This window comes from Sphingomonas aerolata (assembly GCF_003046295.1).
In the GTDB taxonomy this organism is placed as follows: domain Bacteria; phylum Pseudomonadota; class Alphaproteobacteria; order Sphingomonadales; family Sphingomonadaceae; genus Sphingomonas; species Sphingomonas aerolata.
Genome location: NZ_PZZN01000002.1, coordinates 1,059,293 through 1,079,406, shown reverse-complemented (window position 1 = coordinate 1,079,406; position 20,114 = coordinate 1,059,293). Strand labels below are relative to the sequence as shown.

16 protein-coding genes and 1 tRNA gene are annotated in these 20,114 nt (G+C 65.0%); 11 read left to right on the top strand and 6 right to left on the bottom strand.

Features of this window, described 5'->3' with window-relative positions; genetic code table 11:
- Window positions 1-372: 372 nt before the first annotated feature.
- Window positions 373-2,187 (bottom strand): DNA mismatch repair endonuclease MutL, encoded by a 1,815-nt coding sequence (gene mutL / locus C8J24_RS12375; protein WP_107932621.1) that lies wholly within the window; start codon window positions 2,185-2,187, stop codon window positions 373-375.
- A gap of 149 nt (window positions 2,188-2,336) precedes the next feature.
- On the opposite strand from mutL, the gene C8J24_RS12370 reads away from it, so the two are divergent.
- From C8J24_RS12370 to C8J24_RS12345, 6 genes are all read left to right on the top strand, one after another.
- Window positions 2,337-3,380 carry a rod shape-determining protein gene (locus C8J24_RS12370; RefSeq protein ID WP_031439534.1) on the top strand — a complete coding sequence of 348 codons (1,044 nt, stop codon included), beginning with the start codon at window positions 2,337-2,339 and terminating at the stop codon, window positions 3,378-3,380.
- 101 nt (window positions 3,381-3,481) lie between these two features.
- Window positions 3,482-4,369 (top strand): rod shape-determining protein MreC, encoded by an 888-nt coding sequence (locus C8J24_RS12365; protein ID WP_107932619.1) that lies wholly within the window; start codon window positions 3,482-3,484, stop codon window positions 4,367-4,369.
- Between the two features lie 46 nt (window positions 4,370-4,415).
- The gene (gene mreD, locus C8J24_RS12360; RefSeq protein ID WP_031440173.1) at window positions 4,416-4,937 is read left to right on the top strand and encodes a rod shape-determining protein MreD; all 522 of its coding nucleotides are present in this window, start codon (window positions 4,416-4,418) and stop codon (window positions 4,935-4,937) included.
- 13 nt (window positions 4,938-4,950) lie between these two features.
- Complete coding sequence (mrdA, locus tag C8J24_RS12355; protein ID WP_031440172.1) at window positions 4,951-7,023, top strand: penicillin-binding protein 2; 2,073 nt, start codon at window positions 4,951-4,953, stop codon at window positions 7,021-7,023.
- Window positions 7,020-8,129, top strand: coding sequence for a rod shape-determining protein RodA (rodA, locus tag C8J24_RS12350; RefSeq protein WP_031392826.1), 1,110 nt, complete (start codon window positions 7,020-7,022; stop codon window positions 8,127-8,129). The genes mrdA and rodA overlap by 4 nt, the downstream gene beginning before the upstream one ends.
- 117 nt (window positions 8,130-8,246) lie before the next feature.
- Window positions 8,247-8,322: transfer RNA gene (locus C8J24_RS12345), tRNA-Lys, on the top strand.
- A 760-nt stretch (window positions 8,323-9,082) separates the two neighbouring features.
- On the opposite strand, the gene C8J24_RS17580 is transcribed toward C8J24_RS12345, so the two are convergent.
- Window positions 9,083-9,259 carry a hypothetical protein gene (locus C8J24_RS17580; RefSeq protein WP_156363390.1) on the bottom strand — a complete coding sequence of 59 codons (177 nt, stop codon included), beginning with the start codon at window positions 9,257-9,259 and terminating at the stop codon, window positions 9,083-9,085.
- An 84-nt stretch (window positions 9,260-9,343) separates the two neighbouring features.
- Here C8J24_RS17580 and C8J24_RS17370 point away from each other — a divergent pair, with 84 nt between their 5' ends.
- The 3 genes from C8J24_RS17370 to C8J24_RS12335 all read left to right on the top strand — a co-directional run bounded on the left by C8J24_RS17370 (window position 9,344) and on the right by C8J24_RS12335 (window position 11,568).
- Window positions 9,344-9,616 (top strand): hypothetical protein, encoded by a 273-nt coding sequence (locus C8J24_RS17370; RefSeq protein WP_146163681.1) that lies wholly within the window; start codon window positions 9,344-9,346, stop codon window positions 9,614-9,616.
- Window positions 9,617-9,666: 50 nt separating this feature from the next.
- Window positions 9,667-10,143: a DUF6265 family protein gene (locus tag C8J24_RS12340; protein ID WP_107932617.1), complete on the top strand. Its 477-nt coding sequence runs from the start codon at window positions 9,667-9,669 to the stop codon at window positions 10,141-10,143.
- Between the two features lie 276 nt (window positions 10,144-10,419).
- Window positions 10,420-11,568: an acyltransferase family protein gene (locus C8J24_RS12335; RefSeq protein ID WP_167396750.1), complete on the top strand. Its 1,149-nt coding sequence runs from the start codon at window positions 10,420-10,422 to the stop codon at window positions 11,566-11,568.
- Between the two features lie 452 nt (window positions 11,569-12,020).
- Here C8J24_RS12335 and C8J24_RS17365 read toward each other — a convergent pair whose 3' ends face one another.
- The 3 genes from C8J24_RS17365 to C8J24_RS12325 all read right to left on the bottom strand — a co-directional run bounded on the left by C8J24_RS17365 (window position 12,021) and on the right by C8J24_RS12325 (window position 15,318).
- Window positions 12,021-12,713, bottom strand: a complete 693-nt coding sequence (locus C8J24_RS17365) for a hypothetical protein (protein ID WP_146163680.1) — start codon at window positions 12,711-12,713, stop codon at window positions 12,021-12,023.
- Between the two features lie 101 nt (window positions 12,714-12,814).
- Entirely contained in the window at window positions 12,815-14,125 is a 1,311-nt protein-coding gene (locus C8J24_RS12330; RefSeq protein ID WP_107932613.1) for a hypothetical protein, read from the bottom strand.
- A 98-nt stretch (window positions 14,126-14,223) separates the two neighbouring features.
- Window positions 14,224-15,318: an acyltransferase family protein gene (locus C8J24_RS12325; protein ID WP_146163679.1), complete on the bottom strand. Its 1,095-nt coding sequence runs from the start codon at window positions 15,316-15,318 to the stop codon at window positions 14,224-14,226.
- Window positions 15,319-15,919: 601 nt separating this feature from the next.
- On the opposite strand from C8J24_RS12325, the gene C8J24_RS12320 reads away from it, so the two are divergent.
- Complete coding sequence (locus C8J24_RS12320) at window positions 15,920-16,912, top strand: glycoside hydrolase family 5 protein (protein WP_056405607.1); 993 nt, start codon at window positions 15,920-15,922, stop codon at window positions 16,910-16,912.
- Window positions 16,913-16,974: 62 nt separating this feature from the next.
- Here C8J24_RS12320 and C8J24_RS12315 read toward each other — a convergent pair whose 3' ends face one another.
- A complete protein-coding gene (locus tag C8J24_RS12315; protein ID WP_107932609.1) occupies window positions 16,975-18,183 on the bottom strand; it encodes an ROK family transcriptional regulator in 1,209 nt (402 codons plus the stop codon).
- A 395-nt stretch (window positions 18,184-18,578) separates the two neighbouring features.
- On the opposite strand from C8J24_RS12315, the gene C8J24_RS12310 reads away from it, so the two are divergent.
- Window positions 18,579-20,081 carry a glycoside hydrolase family 125 protein gene (locus tag C8J24_RS12310; RefSeq protein WP_107932607.1) on the top strand — a complete coding sequence of 501 codons (1,503 nt, stop codon included), beginning with the start codon at window positions 18,579-18,581 and terminating at the stop codon, window positions 20,079-20,081.
- Window positions 20,082-20,114: the final 33 nt, after the last annotated feature.

Genomic DNA, 20,114 nt, shown 5'->3' with positions numbered 1-20,114 from the left:
GGTGTTGAAGTATCTCGTCGAATCAGAATATGCAGAAGCACAAAGAAGTCGATCCTAAAACATAACCTATGTTATGCATTATGCGCTTTATCCATGTCCGCATAAGCCTTGAAGTACACCTGAAAGGCGTATTTTCCATAAATCGTAGTATCAATAGTTAATTGTCGATCCTCGGATCAAACTTAATAATAGTCCTGAGCAGCCTGCTTTATTACATGCCGATGCGTTCGGCAGGCGGTTCTGCTGGGGGGGGGGTACCGTGAGCAGTGCCTGTCGAACACCATCGTTGGTCAAAGCTCTTGTATTTACGATAATCACGAACGGGAGTGTGGGGGGCTGCGGGAGACGGCGCCCACCCCCACGCCGCACGGTTTACTTGCGGCCGAACAGTTTCTCGATGTCGCCGTGCGCGAGCTTTACCCAGGTGGGGCGGCCGTGGTTGCATTGGCCCGAATGGGGGGTGATCTCCATCTCGCGGAGGAGCGCGTTCATCTCGGGGACCGAGAGGATGCGGCCGGCGCGGACCGAGCCGTGGCAGGCCATGGTGCCCGCGACCGCGTCGAGCCGTTCCTTGAGCGACAGCGCCTCGTCGAACGCGGCGAGTTCGTCGGCGAGGTCGGTGACAAGCCCTTTGGGATCGCTCTGGCCGAGCAAGGCGGGGGTCGCGCGGACCAGCATCGCGCGTGCGCCAAAGCGTTCGAGGTCGAGCCCGAACTCGGACAGCTCGGCGGCGCGCGCCTCGAGCCGGTCGCAGGCGGGTTCGTCGAGCTCGACGACCTCGGGGATCAGCAGCGCCTGGCTGGCGACCGTGCCGCCGGCGAGCGCGGCGCGCATCCGTTCGAGGACGAGGCGTTCGTGCGCGGCATGCTGATCGACAAGGACGAGACCGTCCTCCGCCTCGGCGACGATATAGGTCTTCGCAACCTGGCCGCGCGCGACGCCCATCGGGAAGGACGAGGTTTGCGGCGGGGGTGTCCAGGCGGGTTCGGCTCTGGCCTGCGGGGGGGCGGCGAAGAAGGTCGGGCGGGCGTCGTTTACCGTGCCGTAGCTGCGGTTTTCTAGCGGCAGTCTTTGGGGCGTGCCCTCACCTTCCCACCCGCTTTGCGGGCGGGCCCCTTCCTCTCCCCCGGGGGGAGAGGAGGTTTCAGGTTGCCACATGGCGAGGGCGGAGTCGCTGGCGCGCTGGCTGCGGTGGCCGGCGGCGTCGAGGGCGCGGCGGAGGCCCGAGACGATCAGGCCTCTTACCATCGCGGGGTCGCGGAAGCGGACCTCGGTCTTGGCGGGGTGGACATTGACGTCGACCTGGTCGGTGGGGACGTCGAGGAACAGCGCGACGACCGCATGCCGGTCGCGCGGGAGCATCTCGGCATAGGCGCCGCGGATCGCGCCCATCAGCAGCCGGTCCTTCACCGGCCGGCCGTTGACGAACAGATACTGGTGGTCGGCGATGCCGCGATTGTAGGTCGGCAGGCTCGCGACCCCGCCGAGCACGAGCATGCCCGAGTCGACCGGGCGTTCGAGATCGATCGTGACCGCATTGTCGGCGAGCGCGCGATCGGTGAGCGTCGCGACGCGGCCCGGCCGGTCCTCGACCTGCGTCGCCGCCAGCGTGCGGCGGCCGTCATGCTCGATCGTGAAGCCGATATCAGGACGCGCCATCGCCAGCCGGCGGACGACGTCGAGACAGGCGGCATATTCGGCGCGCGGGGAGCGGAGGAACTTGCGGCGGGCGGGGACGCGCGCGAACAGATCCTCGACGACGACGCGCGTGCCGGGGGGCAGCGCGGCGGGCCCCTCGCGCTCGACGCGGCCATTGTCGACGATCCGCGACCAGCCCTCTGCCCCCCTCACCCGGCTTTCGATGGTCAGCCGCGCGACGCTGGCGATCGAGGGCAGCGCCTCGCCGCGAAAGCCGAGCGTCACGACCGATTCGATGATCTCGTCGGGCATCTTCGAGGTCGCGTGCCGTTCGAGCGCGAGCATCATGTCGGCGGGCGTCATACCGCATCCGTCGTCGGCGACTTCGATGCGCGATGTGCCGCCTTCGACGAGGAGAATCGCGATGCGTCCGGCGCCCGCGTCGATGGCGTTCTCGACTAACTCCTTCAACGCGCTGGCGGGTCTTTCCACCACTTCACCGGCGGCGATACGATTGACGAGATGCTCGGGGAGACGCCGTATTGACATGGGTTTGCGTCTAGACCAAGCGACGGCATCCCGCGACCCGCAAACGCCCGCTTATTAGGCACCCGGTGCTCGAAAACACCGGCGGGGCCCGCGAGATGATGTGCGAAATGCCGCCCGTCCGGCGGCCAGGATTACGGGACCCTGATTGAATGGCCTTCTACTCGCGTTTCTTCAAGTTCATGTCGCACGACATGGCGATCGACCTCGGCACCGCGAACACGGTTGTCTATGTCCGTGGCCGCGGCATCGTCCTGAACGAGCCGTCGGTGGTCGCGGTCGAGACGATCAACGGCATCAAGCGCGTCAAGGCGGTCGGTGACGACGCGAAGCTGATGATGGGCAAGACCCCGGGCAATATCGAGGCGATCCGCCCGCTGCGCGACGGCGTGATCGCGGACATCGACGTCGCCGAGCAGATGATCAAATATTTCATCCAGAAGGTGCACGGCCCGCGCCGCTTCGCCCGCTGGCCCGAAATCGTGATCTGCGTGCCGTCGGGGTCGACCAAGGTCGAGCGCCGCGCGATCCGCGACGCCGCGTCGAACGCGGGCGCGAGCACGGTGTGGCTGATCGAGGAGCCGATGGCGGCCGCGATCGGCGCCGACATGCCCGTGACCGAGCCGATCGGCAGCATGGTCGTCGACATCGGCGGCGGCACGACCGAGGTCGCGGTGCTGAGCTTGCGCGGTCTGGCCTATACGACGTCGGTCCGCGTCGGCGGCGACAAGATGGACGAGGCGATCGTCAGCTATGTCCGCCGCAACCACAATCTGCTGATCGGCGAAGCGACCGCCGAGCGGATCAAGCAGGAGGTCGGGATCGCCAAGCCGCCGGTCGACGGCATCGGCACGATCATCCACATCAAGGGCCGCGACCTGGTCAACGGCGTGCCCAAGGAAATCCAGATCAACCAGGGCCAGATCGCCGAGGCGCTGAGCGAGCCCGTCGCGACGATCGTCGAGGGCGTCCGCGTCGCGCTGGAGAACACCGCGCCCGAGCTGGCCGCGGACATCGTCGACCAGGGCATCGTCCTGACCGGCGGCGGCGCGCTGCTGCAGGGGCTGGACGAGGTGCTGCGCGACGAGACCGGGCTGCCGGTAACGGTCGCCGAGGACCCGCTGACCTGCGTCGCGCTGGGCACCGGTCGCGCGCTCGAGGACCCGCTGTTCCGCGGCGTGCTGATGAGCGGCTGAGAAGCGTGTAGGTGGGAAACGGGTCAGTGGAAATCGCATCGACCGAGTCGCGGGGATAGGGCCCCGGACCCGGCGATGCCCGAGAACGAGGGGACAGGCGCATGGCGCCAGCCCGCGACCGCCGGACGGGGTTTTCCCGACGGCGTCAATATGGGGTGTTCGTAGGCTATGTGCTCGCCATCGCCGGTGCGGTGGTGGGCGCAGCGTTGCTCGTCGTCTCGACCTTCAACCCGCCCGCCTTTGCCGGCGCGCGGATGGGCGTGGCGGGCCTCACCGCGCCGGTCTCGTCGGGGCTCGCCTGGGTCGTGGGCGGGGTCGCCGCGGTGCCCGAGGCGATCGGGACCTATTTCTTCGTCCGCCAGGAAAATGTCGCGTTGCGCCGCGAGCGTGAGCAGACGCGCGCGCTGCTGATGCGTGCGCGGACGATCGCCTATGACAATCGCCGGCTGCGGTCGCTGCTGAAGGTCCGCGACCGGATCGCCGAACCGGTCGTCACCGCGCGGCTGGTCAGTTCGAGCGCGTCGAGCGGGCGCCGCTTCGCCTTGCTCAACGCAGGCCGCTGGAGCGGCGTGCGGCCGGGCATGGCGGTGCGCGGCCCCGACGGGCTGGTCGGGCGCGTCGTCGAGACCGGCCCCAATGCGGCGCGCGTGATGCTGCTGACCGACGGCGACAGCATCGTGCCGATCCGCCGGACGCGCGACGGGCTGCCCGCGATCGCGGTCGGGCGCGGCGACGGCATGCTCGACGTCCGGTCGGTCAACGCGACCAACGTCAAGTTCAATGCGGGCGACCTGTTCGTCACGTCGGGCGTGGGCGGGCTGTATTCGCCCGGCATCCCGGTCGCGCGGGTGATGACCGCGGGTGCGGATTCGGTGATGGCACGGACCTTCGCAAACCCCGACACCTTCGATTTCGCGGTGGTCGAACCCGGCTTCATGCCGGTGCCGCCGCCGCGCGCCCTTGCGCCGTCCGACAATAGCGCCAAGTGACTGCCAAACCACCCTATCCCGTCTTCCCCCAGATGATCGACCAGCCGTGACCACCCGCAACAGTGTCGACTACAAGCCGTTCGAACCGAAGGTCGCAGGCGGCCGGGCGCGGGCGATCCCGTGGCTGACCGTCATGGCGGGATCGCTGATGACGATCGTGCCGCTGATCGCGACGATCCCGATCCTGCCGCCGTTCGGGTTCGTCATGCTGCTCGCATGGCGGCTGCTCGCCCGTTACGCGCTGCGCCCCTGGGCGGCGGCACCGCTCGGGCTGTTCGACGACCTGCTCAGCGGACAGCCGCTGGGCAGCGCGGTGCTGCTCTGGTCGCTCGCGTTCGTGGCGATCGACATGATCGAGCAGCGGCTGGTGTACCGCGATTTCTGGCAGGACTGGCTGATCGCGAGCGGCGGGATCGCGTGCTGCGTGATCGGCGGGCGATTTCTGGGCGTACGGGTCGGCACGCATGTCGACACCGTGCTATTGGCGCAGATCGTGATCACCATGATGCTCTTCCCGCTGGCGGCGCGGATCGTCGCGACGATCGAACGACGCAGGGTCCAGGAATGAGGCGGGTTTCCGAATGAGACGGCCGCCGCGTGTCGTGACCGAGATGTCGCAAGCCTATAGTTTCTCGCGCCGTGCCTGGATGCTGGGCGCGGTGCAGGGTGGCGTCGGGCTGATGCTGGCCGGGCGGATGGCATGGCTGTCGATCGCGCAGAACGAACGCTATACGATGCTGTCCGAGAGCAACCGCGTGAACATGACGCTGTTGCCGCCGCGGCGCGGCTGGATCGTCGACCGCCACGGCGTGCCGATCGCGAACAACCGCACCGATTTCCGCGTCGACATCATCCCCGACCGGTTGCGCGACAAGGAGCGCGTGCTGCCGCTGCTCGGCCGCATCCTCCAGCTGCCGCCCGAGGAGATCGAACGGATCGCGATCGACCTCGACCATGCCGCCGGGTTCCAGCCGGTCCAGGTCGCGGAGAATCTCGACTGGGAGCGGTTCGCCGCGGTCAGCGTGCGGCTGCCCGAGCTGCCCGGCGTCGCGCCGACGCGCGGCTTTGCGCGCAACTATCCCGCGGGCGCCGCGGTCGCGCATCTGACCGGCTATGTCGGCGTGCCCAATGCCGAACAATACAAGAAGACGCGCGACCCGCTGCTCGTCACCCCCGGCTTCAAGCTCGGCAAGGACGGGCTCGAGAAGATGCTCGAACCCGCGCTGCGCGGCGAGGCGGGCGCGAAGCGGGTCGAGGTCACCGCGCGCGGCAAGCTGGTCGCCGAGCTCGCGACCAAACCCGACGTGCCGGGCAAGACCGCGCGGCTGACGATCGACGCGGGGCTGCAGGAATATGCCGCGCGCCGGCTGGGCACCAATTCGGGGTCGGTGGTCGTCATCGACTGTCGCACCGGCGAGATGCTCGCGATGGTGTCGATGCCCGCCTACGACCCCAACAGCTTTTCGGACGGGATCAGCCATCTCGAATGGCAGATGCTGAGCGACGACGATCACGTGCCGCTGATGAACAAGGTCACGCAGGGGCTGTATCCGCCGGGCTCGACGGTCAAGCCGATGAACGGGCTGGCGCTGCTCCATGCCGGCGTCCCGGCCGACGCGCGGGTCAATTGTTCGGGCGCGATGCGGCTGGGGACGAGCGTGTTCCATTGCCACAAGCGCGGCGGGCACGGGCCGCTCGACCTCAAGAACGCGATCATGCAGAGCTGCGACATCTATTTCTACGAGATGGCGCGGCGGGTCGGCTATGCCGCGATCGCGCCGATCGCGCGGACGCTGGGCATGGGGCAGAAGTTCGACCTGCCCTTCTCGACGCAGCGGTTCGGGACGATGCCCGACCCCGACTGGAAGCTTCACAAGTACAAGCGGCCCTGGACGGTCGCGGATTCGCTCAACGCGTCGATCGGCCAGGGCTATGTGCTCGCCAACCCGCTCCAGCTCGCGGTGATGGCGGCGCGGATCGCATCGGGTCGCGACCTGCAGCCGAGCATTCTCGCGAGCCAGGTCCACCGCGATGCGCCCGCGCTGGCGATCGATTCGGAAAATCTGGCGCGGGTGCGCGAGGCGATGTTCGGCGTGATCAACCAGGGCGGCACCGGCGGCGCGGCCAAGCTGCTGATCCCGGGCGTCGCGATCGCGGGCAAGACCGGCACCGCGCAGGTCCGCCGCATCACCATGGCGGAACGGCGCTCGGGCGTGCTCAAGAACGGCCAGCTGCCGTTCAAGCTGCGCGACCATGCGCTGTTCATCGGCTTCGCGCCCGCGGACAACCCGCGCTACGCGCTCGCCGTGGTGCTCGAGCATAACGGGCATACGGTGCGCAACCTCGACACGCCGATGATCGGGCGCGACATCATGACCTACATGCTCGACCGCGAGCGCGCGCTGAAGTCGCTCGCCGAGGTCGAACCGACCTGGGGCGGCGACATCAGGACGCGGATGGCGGCGACCGCGGCGAGCTATCGCGCGGCGCAGAGCGCCCCGCCCGCCGCGATCGCGACCAAGACCGACGCGACCGTGCCGAGCGACGCGCCGGCGGTCGAGAACGCCACCGACGTCGCCAACCGGACCCAGGCGGATCTGGCCACCGCGGGCGGCGGGGTCGCGGAAGACGGAACCACGGAGCGCGGCCAATGACATCGCGGATCATCCCCGAACAGCTTGCCACCCTGCCCTGGCGAACCTTGCTGCTGGTCACGGCGATCGGGACCTTCGGGCTGGTCGTGCTCTATTCGGCGGCGGGCGGCTCGCTGCGGCCCTGGACGCTGCCGCAGGGCATCCGCTTCTTCATCCTCCTGGCGGGCTCGGTCGTGCTCTCGCGCATCCCCGAGCGTGTCTGGAAGGCGGCGGCGTGGCCGACCTATGGTGCGCTCGTCCTCGCGCTCGTGCTCGTCGAGCTGCTCGGCGCGGTGCGTGGCGGCAGCCAGCGCTGGCTCGACCTCGGCTTCATCCGGCTGCAGCCGTCCGAATTGATGAAGCCGGCGATCGTGCTCGCCTGTGCGCGCTTCTACGACATGCTGCCGCCCAACGAGACGCGGCGGTTCGCGGCCGTCTGGCCCGCCGCGGTGCTGATCGGCATCCCCGCGGCGATCGTGATGAAACAGCCCGATCTGGGCACCGCGCTGATGATCTGCGCGGGCGGCGCGACGGTGATGTTCCTGGCGGGCATTCCGCTGAGGCTGTTCGTCGGCGGCGCGGTGGCCGCGTCGGTCGCGATCCCGCTCGCGATCAACTTCGCGCTGCACGACTATCAGCGCAACCGCATCCTGATCTTCCTCGATCCCGAAAGCGACCCGCTGGGCACCGGCTATCACATCAGCCAGTCGAAGATCGCGATCGGATCGGGCGGCCTGTGGGGCAAGGGGTTCCTCAACGGCACGCAGAGCCATCTCGACTATCTCCCCGAGGGGCATACCGACTTCGTCTTCGCGACGATGGCGGAGGAATGGGGGCTGGTCGGCGGCTGCCTGCTGATCCTCGCCTTCCTGCTGGTGATCCGCTGGGGGATCGAGGTCGGCCAGCGGGCGCAGTCGCGGTTCGCACGGCTGGCCGCTGCGGGGCTCGCCACGACGATCTTCTTCTATGTCGCGATCAACCTGATGATGGTGATGGGCCTCGCCCCCGTGGTGGGCATCCCGCTGCCGCTGTTCAGCTATGGCGGGTCGTCGCAGATGACCGTGCTGCTGTGCCTGGGGATATTGATGTCGATCGACCGGGAAAATCGCAAGACGACACGCTGGTAAGCAGAAAAAGACAGCAATTTGGACGAAAGGGGGTTGCGGCCCCCGATGAGTCTGCTAACAGCGCGCCTCCAGCAGCGGGGCGCCACACCAGGGCGCCACTCAAAACCGCCCCGGAATGGACGCATAGCTCAGTTGGTAGAGCAGCTGACTCTTAATCAGCGGGTCCTTGGTTCGAGCCCAAGTGCGTCCACCATTCTCCTCCGCAGAAAACAAACGTTTTCCACTGCGGCGGAGTCATGTCTGTTCGACATGGTCTGATCTGTCTTCCGACGGCTTCTCTCCCAACTGGATGATATGCGCCCGTCGCGCGACCGCCATCTTTCGCGCCTTGTTCGCGATTGGCTCGCTGCAGGTTCGCATGACGTTGAGCATTGCGTGACACGAGATCGGCCGCACGACCGGGTTGCCCGTCTTCGACTGTATCAGGAGGTCTGCTTGCCTAGCTGAGCCCCTACCCGCGCGATCGCGCTGTACCCGGCGCCTCTGGCATCCTTGGAGCGGAATACGTCCCAGACGCGCCGGCAGCGGCCGCTCGGACTAGCTCGTTGGGCCGCAGTCCCTGCCCGTCCCAGCTGGGGCGGCATCGTGACGAGCAGGGAACCCTTGCGGGGAGGCGAGGCCTCATCTGCCGGGTGAGGCTTTGTGGTTAAGAAATGGTTAACGCCGTGGATCGTGGCGTCGTTTGTACGAATAACGAGGCTGGTCGAAGGCCACGGCACCTCGGCACGGATCGACTTAAATGATGTCCCGACCATGACGGGACAAATGATGTGCAGCGATAGGCTCCTGCGCAACGCTCATCGGGCACGCCTTGCGAGTGGTCGCAAGCATGCGTGCATGTTCGGCAACCGCGATGGCCGAACCGCTTGTACGGCTCACCATCGCTGACCTTGCCGACCTCTTAGCTGTGCAGCTGACGTCTGTCGCCATTGACTGCCGAGTTCGACGTTGACTTAGATATAGGCCGGCGTCGTACCATGGCCCTGGTATTTCTCGCCTTTCACGCTGCTGCGATTGAACATGCCGAGATCTCGGTTGCCCGCCTTCACACTGCTCGGCATCCGCTGGCAGTAACCACGATCCTGGTTTGCTGATCCAGCACCATGTGGTGTCGAGGCCTTGTCGCGCATCGTGAACTCCTATTAACCCTATTGTTTAACTCTTTTCACATTCGCGTTAATTGCGACGTAACTGAGTTCGTGAGAGTTCAAGAATTGAGCCGCGCATTGGTTCCGACCCAAAATTCCGGTAAATTTCGCGAGCAACCAAAGTACCATAGTGCCCTTGGTGCCGTGATACCCAAGGCCGAGGACGTGGTGGGCCGGGCAAGGCCGAAAGGTCGCGACGACCGCCTGTCCGGGCAGGCCGCGCATGCCGCGATAGACCCGGGGACAAATTTTCGCGTGATCGTGCTGGTCGACGCGGCCACGTTCCAGGCACGAAAGACACGGTGGATTCCGTCGGCCGAGCCGCTAAGCTGCGCCTGATCACAGGGAGACGTGCCGTGATACGGACCTTGGCCGCTATTGGTCTTGCGATGGCCGTTCCCGCGACCGCGCAGCACACGCGCTCACTGGGGACCGGCACGTCGCCACCCGCGTCAATCGATCAACTGGCCTGGCTGGCTGGCAGCTGGGTCGGCACGGGAATGGGCTCCGACGTGACGGAAACCTACTCCGCGCCGCTGGGAGGCCGGATCACGGGCCATTTCGCGATGGCCGACGGCAAGGGCGGCGTATCGTTTACCGAACTCGTGGATTACGTCCCGCTCCGGGGATCGCTGGCCTATCGGGTTCGTCACTTCAGCCCGGACATGACGGGCTGGGAAGATGGGACGGGCAAGCCCGTAATCTTCCCGCTGGTGGCGGTAGAAAAGGATCGATGGTTTTTCGACGGCATGACGATCGAACGCACGAGCCCGAGCGCGCTCACTATGTGGGTAAGGATCACCGAAAAGGGCACGACGAACGAGGTTCCCTTCAGACTGGTCCGGACGCGCTCGGTGGCTCGATAGGTGAGCGGGATTGGTGGTGAAGTGTCCGTGACGTCGATTTTGACAGATGTCTGTGTTGGGGTCGGAGGCGGAATGGCCGGAGTCGTACGCGGGCTATTTCGACGTAGTTTGAATGACCGGCCGGCTCGAAAGGAGCGGCTGCGTCACATCGGAAACCGCATGATACTTCGTCACGGCAGTGTATGCTTTTGATACATATCACATTCATTTTGGATGAACTTACCGTTCGCGACCGACCGTATTCCCGCTTACGGCGACTTAAGGGGGAATCAACAGATGACGACGAGCGAAGTAGATAAGAAACAGCCAAATATTATACCGCAGCTTGATGGCCTGCGCGCGTTCGCGGCTCTTTTAGTTGTCGGCTCGCATACCGGCCAGATTGGGCTTCCGTTGATTTTTCCGAGCCTTACAGGCGGTTTCGGTGTCTTACTGTTCTTCATGCTAAGCGGGTTTTTGATGGGGTATTTGTACCTTCACAAGCCGCTGGATGCGCCCTCAGTCGCGCACTACGTCGCTGCCCGCGTCGCCCGGATCGCGCCAATATATCTTTTGGCTGTGACTTTGGCCTACATCGCGTCAGCCCTACTCGGCCCCCAATTCGTGTATTACATAAACGGCCGGGATTTTCTTCGCCTTCTCGCCTTCTCCGGCAGCAGTCACATCTTCTGGTCAATCCCACCGGAAGTGCAGTTCTATGTGGCATTCGCCGCCTTCTGGTATGCTGTACGGCGCGGTTACGCCGGCCTTGCAGTGCCAGCGGTCATCCTGCTCGCCGGCGTCACGATGCTCTTCCGCCCGATTTTTCCCGGAATATCGCTCCCCTCGCACTTTCACATATTTTTCCTGGGCGTCACGTTGGCGGTGATGGTCCGCAGTGGCGTCACTGCTATAATCAGCGCCAAGATCGCGGCTTTCATTCAAGCTGTCTCGATCATCGCGCTACTTATGGCTTCGCTGCGGATTTGGCCGAACAAAGAGTTCATCGAGTCCATTGGTTGGGACGATAACGCAGTCGTCTACGGCAATATTGGCCTAGTAATATGCTTTGGCGCATTCCTGCTGGCAAGCACGGTTCGTAACCGCTTCGGATCTGCCATATTCGCAAACAAGCCTATGCGACGGATCGGTGGGTACAGCTTCTCTCTTTACCTTCTTCATGAGCCGATCCTTGCGGGAACTGGATACCTGACCTCTGGCTTGCTGCCAGGCAGCATTGTGATAGCCATCGGGATTTTGCTGTCACTTGTCGTAGCCGCAATCTCATTCCATTGGTTCGAACGTCCGGTCCAGGACGCGCTGAGGGCCCCGATTGCAAAGCTGGTTTATGCCATCATTGTCAGGGTCAAGCTGGCGTTGGGCTGGGCCCAACCGGCACCGGCTCATCTTGTCGAGCCAGCAGTCAAGGTCGTGAGCACCCCCTAGCGGGGCAGCAGCGCCTCGTCCCCAGGCAGGTAGCGCTCTTCGGTCAGGTCAAGTGATCGGACTGTCGACGATCCGGCCGCGCCGCGGTGCTGCCGCCCCGGCAGCGCGGTCTTCGGCCGCTTGCCGCACTCACCGCAACGGAAGAACCGGGTCAGCCTCGGTCGCCGGGTAGACGTCGACGTTGACCCCCTTAGGCCGTCCACAGCTACAGAGCAGATCTATGGTCTGTATATCGAGGGGCCGCATGTTTTCGAGGGTCCATGGGGAGCGGGATCAACCACTGCAGTCGCCCCTCACCGACCGCGTCGACCGCTGCCGCGATGCGCGTCCAATCGGCATGGTGGAGATCCCCTAAGGTATCGAGCAGCGTGGCGACAACAGGCGCGGACGCCAGCGTGCCATGCTTCTCACGGCGGAGGGTGTCTCCGCCATGAGAGGGCAACGGCTCGCGATCAGTCGCGACGTCGGCGTGTCAATTTTCTCAGCTGGGCTTGATTGAGTTCCCGGGTCCGCTTGCGATCGGCGATCAACGCCCGCCGAAGCGCTGCACCGTGCAAAGGCTGTGCAATCCACCTTGAAGACCGCGCGCGAGCACGCCGCACCTTACGTTTCGCCGGTAAAAGCCTCCGTGCCTTTTTGGGCATTGACGCTCCAGCCTGGCTCGGTGCGGCATTGGCCTTTGGCGCCACCGGAGTGTTGCCACCTTCAGCTGGCACCGCGGTCGAGATAGCGGCCGGCTGCGGCCTGACAGGCGGTGCGATGGGAGCTTTTGGGGTTTGGGCGACGGGAGCCTTGACCAGAGCCGGGCGGGGATCTGCCTGGCGGGTGTAATAGGCTGCGCCAACCGTGCTCATGATCCCTAGAACGACCGCGGCGATCGCCGAATATCGTGCCGTACGGATGCTTCGTTGGTTACGAGCCGTGAGGACAGACAAACGTTTGTCGATGTCCTGACGCTGGTTCGCGAGCGCCCAGAGCGCCGCGTTGCTCCCGATCCTCGCGCCGTAGTGCGAACCCGGAATCGTGCTCGCGGCGACCAGATATTCCCGATCGGCCGGCTCGATGGCCGGCGGTTGCAGGGGAGGATCGTCGGGGAGTGCTTCCGCAGACCGGGTTGCCGTTGAGGGAGATTCGCTGCTTGCCATGGAAACGCTACGTATCAGATTGAATTAGGTTTTATGCAGCCAATCGGTCCCGACATAGCACACCGACGCCAATACTCCCCGCATGCAGGCCGGGTCCTGCTTCAGGCTGTGATCGATCCTCGTGGCGCGGGGCCATTCGGTCGCGACGTCTGGGGCTTGGGCGCGGTGGCTGCCATATAGCCGACCAGCATCCACAAGGGGGCGGCGACCTTCATCGAGAAGATCGCGGTGCCGCCGATCATCATGTTGGCGAAGAGATAGACCGCGGTCGCCCAGGCGCAGCGCTTCGAGGCGGTGTCCGTCGCACGCTGGCCGAGCGAGAAGAACAGCCAGATCGCGATCAGCCCGAAGATCGAACTCGACGCGGTGACATAACCGAAGCCGGTGTCCATCAGATGCCGCGCCTTCATCGCATTCGCGCCGAATATGGTCGGAATGTCGAGCTTGCGCAGCGCCTCGGTGGTGATGCCCAGCCGGCCGATCAGATCGTCGGTATGCTCAACATTGTCACCGACGACGAGAAACGCCAGCAGGACCAGGACCGGTGCAATCAGGAGGGTGAACCACCGCGACAGATGGGGAAATATGAAATATCCCATCATCGTCACCACCGCCAGCGCCGACGACGTCCGCGTGTTGTTCGAGAGCAGGATCAGCAGGATCGTCGCCACCATCGTCGTCCGGATGGCGACGCTCAGCCGCCCCCATGTGGCGACAAGGAACACGCAGAGGATACCGGCGAAGTTCGCGTTCGAGACCTGTTCGAGGAACACCGACGAGGTCCGCGCGCCCGAAAACACCCCGAAGGAAAAGCGCGATTCGAACCCCGCCGCATTGTTGAACAGGCCGGTCTCGTTGAACTCGCTCACCTCCATGCCGCGCGTCGCAGCATAGTAATTGCCCGGCTGGAACACTGACACATAGGCGGTCGGGAAGGCGATCTCGAAGATCAGCACCGTCAGCGTGATGATCGTGAGCAGCGCAAAGGCGAGATGCACCTGGGGAAAGCTGCACCGACGGCCGAGCAGGAAGAAGGACGCGATGATCGCGACGTTGCGAAAGGCATCGGGGAACACCGCATCGCTCGCGAGCGACGTGAACACCGCAAGGAGCGCAAACAGGTAGAGCAAGCCGATCGCCGGAGCGTCTTCGCCGTCTGGACGGCGCTTGAGCAGCGCCAGCCCCATCGCGCCGCCGAGCAGCAGCCCCTCCATCGCGATCGGCGCCGCGGACGTGAGGCCCTTCACATGCGCGCTGATGATCGCGAGCATCGCATTGTACAGGCTGGCCGAGACGACGAGCGTGACCGCGAGGATCCCGAACCTTTGATCGCTGATCAGCGCCTTGCCGCCGGGTGGCGCCGCCGTCTTGGGCCGCGCCCTGACCCCGGTGATAGGTTGTGAAGTCTTCATGGTGTCACCGTTTGCAGTTGGTGCGGATAATCGAGGCCGACGCGCCGCTCGAGGAACATTCTACGGCTGCGCGTCGATGGCCAGCCCTAAATCCCGGCTCAGGATGTGCCCAGTTCGGCGGCGGCGGGCGGCTTGCGGCCACCGCGCAGCAGCCTGTTCATGCCCTTGAGCAGCGGGAGTTCGATGGTCCGGTGAACGACGATCCCGGCGACGCTGCTGACGACGAGCGCGAGGAGGACGAAGACGGCACCGTTCGCCATGCCCAGATCGAGACCGACGACATGGGCGGCGACGCGGGTGCCCGCGATTACGAAGATATGGCTGAGATAGATGCTGTAGGACGCGTCGCCGAGCAGGGACAGTTTCGGCAGGTCGGGCAAATGGCCCGAGATCTCGATCTGCAGCGCCGCGCACAGCAGAATGACCGCGGGTATGCCGAGGACGATGAATTGCGAGACGGAAGGCCTTTCGAGATCCATCCAGAACAGCATGGCGAACGCGCCAAGCCCTGCCACCGCCCAGATGCCGGGCGACAGGCGTGGAATACGGCGGATCGTACACGCGAGAACAATCCCCGCGAGAAATTCGGCGAGGCGGTCCGTACCGTAGAAGGCCGCGGTCGTCCCGGAGAGCCACGTCTTGGCCGATACGTACACGAGCGCCAGCAGCACGGCGACGAACAGGGGCCTGAGCGTCTGCCTGACGGCCAGCGCGCACGCAAACACCGCGTAGAACATCATCTCGGTATTGAGCGTCCAGCCCGGAACGATGACCGGGGTCAGGACCTCCGCATTGGTCGCGGCAACGGCCGGGTTCCAATAGGGGAGAAACAGGAGCGAGAAGCCGAGATGCGGAAGGTCGAACTTGGTCGACCGCAACAGATCGCCGAAGAACAGCGCGACCATCGCGGCAAATATCGTCAGAACCCAGTAGAGCGGGGCAATCCGGATCAGGCGCTTGACCAGGAAGTCGCCAATGCCGACCTTGCGGTCCCTGGTCGTCCACCACATGACGAACCCGCTCAGGACGAAAAAGATATCGACGCCGAACGATCCAGACATGGGGAGTTCGCGAATATTCGCCACCTGCTCGACTTGTACGACCGCGTGGAAATAGACGACGGCCAGTGCAGCGATACCGCGCAGATATTGCAAGGACGACAGGTGCATCCCGGATTTTGGTACGGAGGTCACTGATTGTCCGCCTTACAGTTTAAACAGGTTTACGGGCCCTGCGGCACGCGACCGGTGCTGCAGGACAGGATATTCGACTATTATACGCGTCGATTTGGGCATCTGACGGGGGTACAACCTCAGAGTCATAGGGTGCTCGTCGAACCACGTCGGCGGTTCAGCGCCATGTCGACGGGCTTAAAACCGCGTTATCAGATAGATAGAGGGCATATCTGACCGCACGCTGGTCCCCATCCGGTGTCGTGAGCGGGCTTCTGGCATAGAATGGCGCTGACTTCCACGGGATTCCCGGCGTCGGCGCGACCCGGAATGGCACTGACCGCGGCGGACAGGCATGTCGTCGCATCAAAGCATTTGGTTACCGGGCGATTCACTTTGCCGATGATCTCGGCCATGCTCATGCCGAACACGCGTCACCTGTGTCACACGACATGACGGCATCTGTCGAACTCTGCCAGTAAGTGTGACGCTCTCGATAATTATTCGGCGCCAACGTCTTGTTGCGGAAGAAAAATTTAACACAAATTGGCTATTTGAAGGATCACACTGTGCTTCACATCGAGAGCACGGCATTCCATCCAAACCTCGTAGGTGAAGTAAGATGATTCTTCCTCGTGTCATCGCCGCTGCCACGGCCCTGCTGTCCTTCGCCACGGCCGCCGAGGCAGCGCCGCGGTTCGGCGTCAATCTCGCGGGATGTTCGTTCGTCGCGAACGGCGCCCTGTGCCCGACCGTGGCCGACGTCGCCTGGTACGTCGACAAGGCCGGGTTTCGCAGCATCCGCCTGCCGTTCAACGGCAGCCAGATGAATGACCCCGTCGTCCTCCAGCGGGTGATCGACGTGGTCAAGGCGGCCAACGCCCGCAACGTGCCCGTGATCCTCGACCGCCATGACTATAAATGGCCGACGCCGGCGGAGCAGATCGCATTCTGGCTGCCGATCCTGCGCAAGCTCGACAATTCCGAAATGGTCATGATCGACCTGATGAACGAGCCGCGCTTCTTCACCGATCCCGTGGTGACGAACGACTGGATGCAATGGGTTCGCGATACCAACCAGATCGTCGCGGGCATTCGCAACGCGGGGTTCAAGCACCGCATCCTCGTCGAGTGGCCACAATGGTCCGCGTCATTCCGGTTCGACAAGAACGAACCGGCCAGCCGGGACTGCGAGAGCGCTGCATGCGCGATCGATCGCTCGGGCGGCCTCATCGATCCGCTGAACCGCATCATCCTGTCGCCGCATCGCTATTTCGACACCGGCTCCAGCGGTACTAATGCGGAGTGCGTCAGCGAACCGGCGGGCGACGGCGGACTGAAGATCTTCGCCGCCGCTGCCCGGAAGCGGGGCTATCGGGCGATCCTGGGCGAATATGCACTGGGAAGCTCGAAGGGGCTGCCCGCATCCTGCACCGCGATCGCGGCGAACGTCGTCAAGTCGATCAAGACCGACAGTGACGTCTGGCTCGATGCGATGGCCTGGGGTGGCGGTCGCGCGTGGACGGAATCCTATTTCTTCAAGATCGAACCGACCAAGGGCACGCGGGAATCGGTGCCGGTGGCGGCCTACACGAAGATGATCGCGGGACAGTAAGCCGCGAGGGCCCCTCCCTCGCAGGCGCGGCGTGAAGGGCCGTATTCCGGCTCTTCACGCCCCTACCGGCCGACCTGCATCAGGATGGCGTCGGAGGGGAGCAGCTTGTCGAGGAAGGGCAGCAGCGCGGCGCCGATGACCGGTGCGTCGGCGGCGAGCGCGCCGCGGATGATCGTGGTCATCGGGGGCTGTACGGTGACCGTCAACTCGCCGGCGAGGCGGGCGATCAGGCGGTCGAGCAGCGCGGTGTCGAGCCGGCCGCCGATGACGATGGCGTCGGGATCGATCAGGCAGGTGATGTTGATCAGCGGTGCGATCAGCGCCTTGGCGGCGAGATCGACCCAGCGTTCGAGCACGCGGTCGGTCTGCGGATCGGCGGGCCGGATGTCCTTCTGGCTTTCGACATCGAGGCCGGCCTCCTTCAGCATCTGCAGTAGCGCCGAGATCGAGACGATGTCCTGCACGACCGCGCCCGGCGCCGGGTTGGTCGCGTCGGGCAGCAATCCCAGTTCGGCGCTGCGCTTGTTCGCGCCCTCGACGAAATGGCGGTCGATCATCAACCCGCCACCGAGCCCGGAATTGATCAGGATATAGAAGAAGCTCGCCAGCGGTGACCCCGCCCCCGCCTGCGCCTCGCCGATCGCCGCCGCGGCGGCGTCGTTCTCGATCACGGTCGGCCAGGGCATGACCGGGGCGAGCAGCGCGGGGATCGACAGGCCCGCCCAGCGATCATAGTCCGACGGCCGCCCGGGCAGCGTGATGACCCCCAGATCATTGGGTACCGCGACCCCGACGCCGATCACGCGGTCGCGTCCGACCCCGGCCTCCGCGAGCAGCGATTCGAGGTTGTGCGCGACGAACGCGACGACGTCCTCGGGCATTGCAAAGGCGATATCCTGCGCGATCCGGCTGCGCACCTGACCCGCGAGATCGAGCGCGACCAGCGTCAGGTGATCGCGATCGATGTTGAGGCCGATCGCGACGCATCCCAGCGGCTCGATCGTCAGCTGGATCGCCGGTTGCCCGCGCGGGCCCTGAAGGCGGCCGACCTCCTTCACCAGACCCGCGTCGATCAGCCGGCGCGTGATGTTGGCGATCGTCGGCGCGGTCAGCCCGGTCGTCCGGCTCAGCTCGACACGGCTGGTCTCCGGGCTGAGCCGGATGGCCTGCAGAACCACGCGCTGATTATAGTCGCTCGCACGCGCCAGGTTCGTGCCCGACAACGACACTGCGAGGCGCGCACCGCGCGCTTCCCGTATCGGCTTGTCCATCGTGATATGCCCCTCCGACGTATTCTTACACGTCCGGCGAAAGAAAAGTCGATGGGCCCGGCCGGGATCATCGATCCGCCCGGGCCCTATCACGCACCACCCCGCTGGAGCCGCATGGAAAACCCACCGCACGAAAGAAAATTAAATTTCTTAATCTGCTTGCGCCCCGGTACGTCGACCCCTAGCCTCGACCCCAGCACATCAGGTCGCGCCGCCGTTCAATGGTGCGACAGTATCTTTCCGGCAATCCCGACGAGGACGCCGGCCACGGACGTGTATTGGAGAGGCGTATTGGCAGCATCACGAGGCATCGCCTGCAAGGACACCGGGCGATTGGTGGAGCGTGTACGGAGCACTGTTCATCCCGGACTTGCGTGTGCGGAGATGTCGGCCGCATGATCGGGGTGTCATCTTCTGCACTATTTCGCCGCGACATGCTGAAGGCCGGCGCTGCGGCCCTGTGCACGGCAGCGGCGACGCCCGCGTTCGGGGTCGCGGCGGCGGCGCCCGTCGCTGGCGGCGCCCGGCCGCCGCGCGATCAGCGTCGCTTTGTCAGCCCGGCGGTCGAGCAGGAGATCGTGCGGGTGAAGGCGAGGATCGCGGATCCTGCGCTGCGCCATCTGTTCGAGACCTGTTATCCCAACACACTCGACACGACGGTCCGGCTGGGGATCGTCGACGGCAAGCCGGACGGGTTCGTCATCACCGGCGATATCGAGGCGATGTGGCTGCGCGACAGCTCGGCGCAGATGCAGACCTATGTCCATCTCTGCCGCCGCGACCCGGCGCTGCGCCGCCTGTTCCACGGCGTCATCCAGCGCCAGGCGCGGTGCATCCTGATCGATTCCTACGCCAATGCCTTCATGGCGGATCCGCAGGCCAAGTCGAACCTGGGCGCGATCGACGACCTGACCGAGATGCGCGCGGGCGTCGCCGAACGCAAATGGGAGCTCGATTCGCTCTGCTATCCGATGCGGCTCGCCTATGGCTACTGGAGCGAGACGCGCGATACCGCGCCGTTCGACGCACTCTGGGCCAAGGCGATGGCGCGGGCGGTGGCGACGATGCGCGAGCAGCAGCGCAAGACCGATGACGGCCCGTACCGGTTCGAGCGCGTCAATCGCCACGCGACCGAAACGCTGATGCTGAAAGGCGTCGGTGCGCCGACACGCAAGGTCGGGCTGATCCATTCGATGTTCCGCCCGTCGGACGATGCCTGCACGCTGCCCTTCCTGATCCCGTCGAACCTGTTCGCGGTGTCGGCGCTGCGCATGCTCGCCAAGGTTCATGTCGAGGCGCGGCACGACAGCGCGGCGGCGGCGGAGTGCGTTGCGCTCGCCGACGAGGTCGACGCGGCGCTGCGCACGCATGGCCGGATGGCGGATCGCGCAAGCGGCACGGGCGGCACGGGCACGGGCACGGGCACGGGCACGGGCGGGGACGTCTGGGCGTTCGAGGTGGACGGGTTCGGCAATGCGATCTTCATGGACGATGCGAACGTGCCGAGCCTGTCGGCGCTGCCGCTGCTCGGCGCCGCATCGCGCACCGATCCGCTGTACCGCCGGACCCGGGCGGCCGCCTGGAGTGCGCGCAACCCGTATTTCTTCACCGGCAGCGCGGCGGACGGGATCGGCGGCCCGCACAAGGGGCTGGGCATGATCTGGCCGATGTCGATCATCGTCCGCGCGATGACCAGCGACGACGATGCGGAAATCCGGCAATGCCTGCGCTGGCTCAAGACCACCGACGCGGGCACCGGCTTCATCCACGAATCGTTCGACAAGGATGACCCCAAACGCTTTTCGCGGCCCTGGTTCGCCTGGGCGAACGGGCTGTTCGGCGACCTGATCCTCGATCTCGAGCGGCGCCGCCCCGCCCTGCTGCGCGAGACCTTCTGATTCCCCCGACCGTCCTACCTTTAGGAGACCACC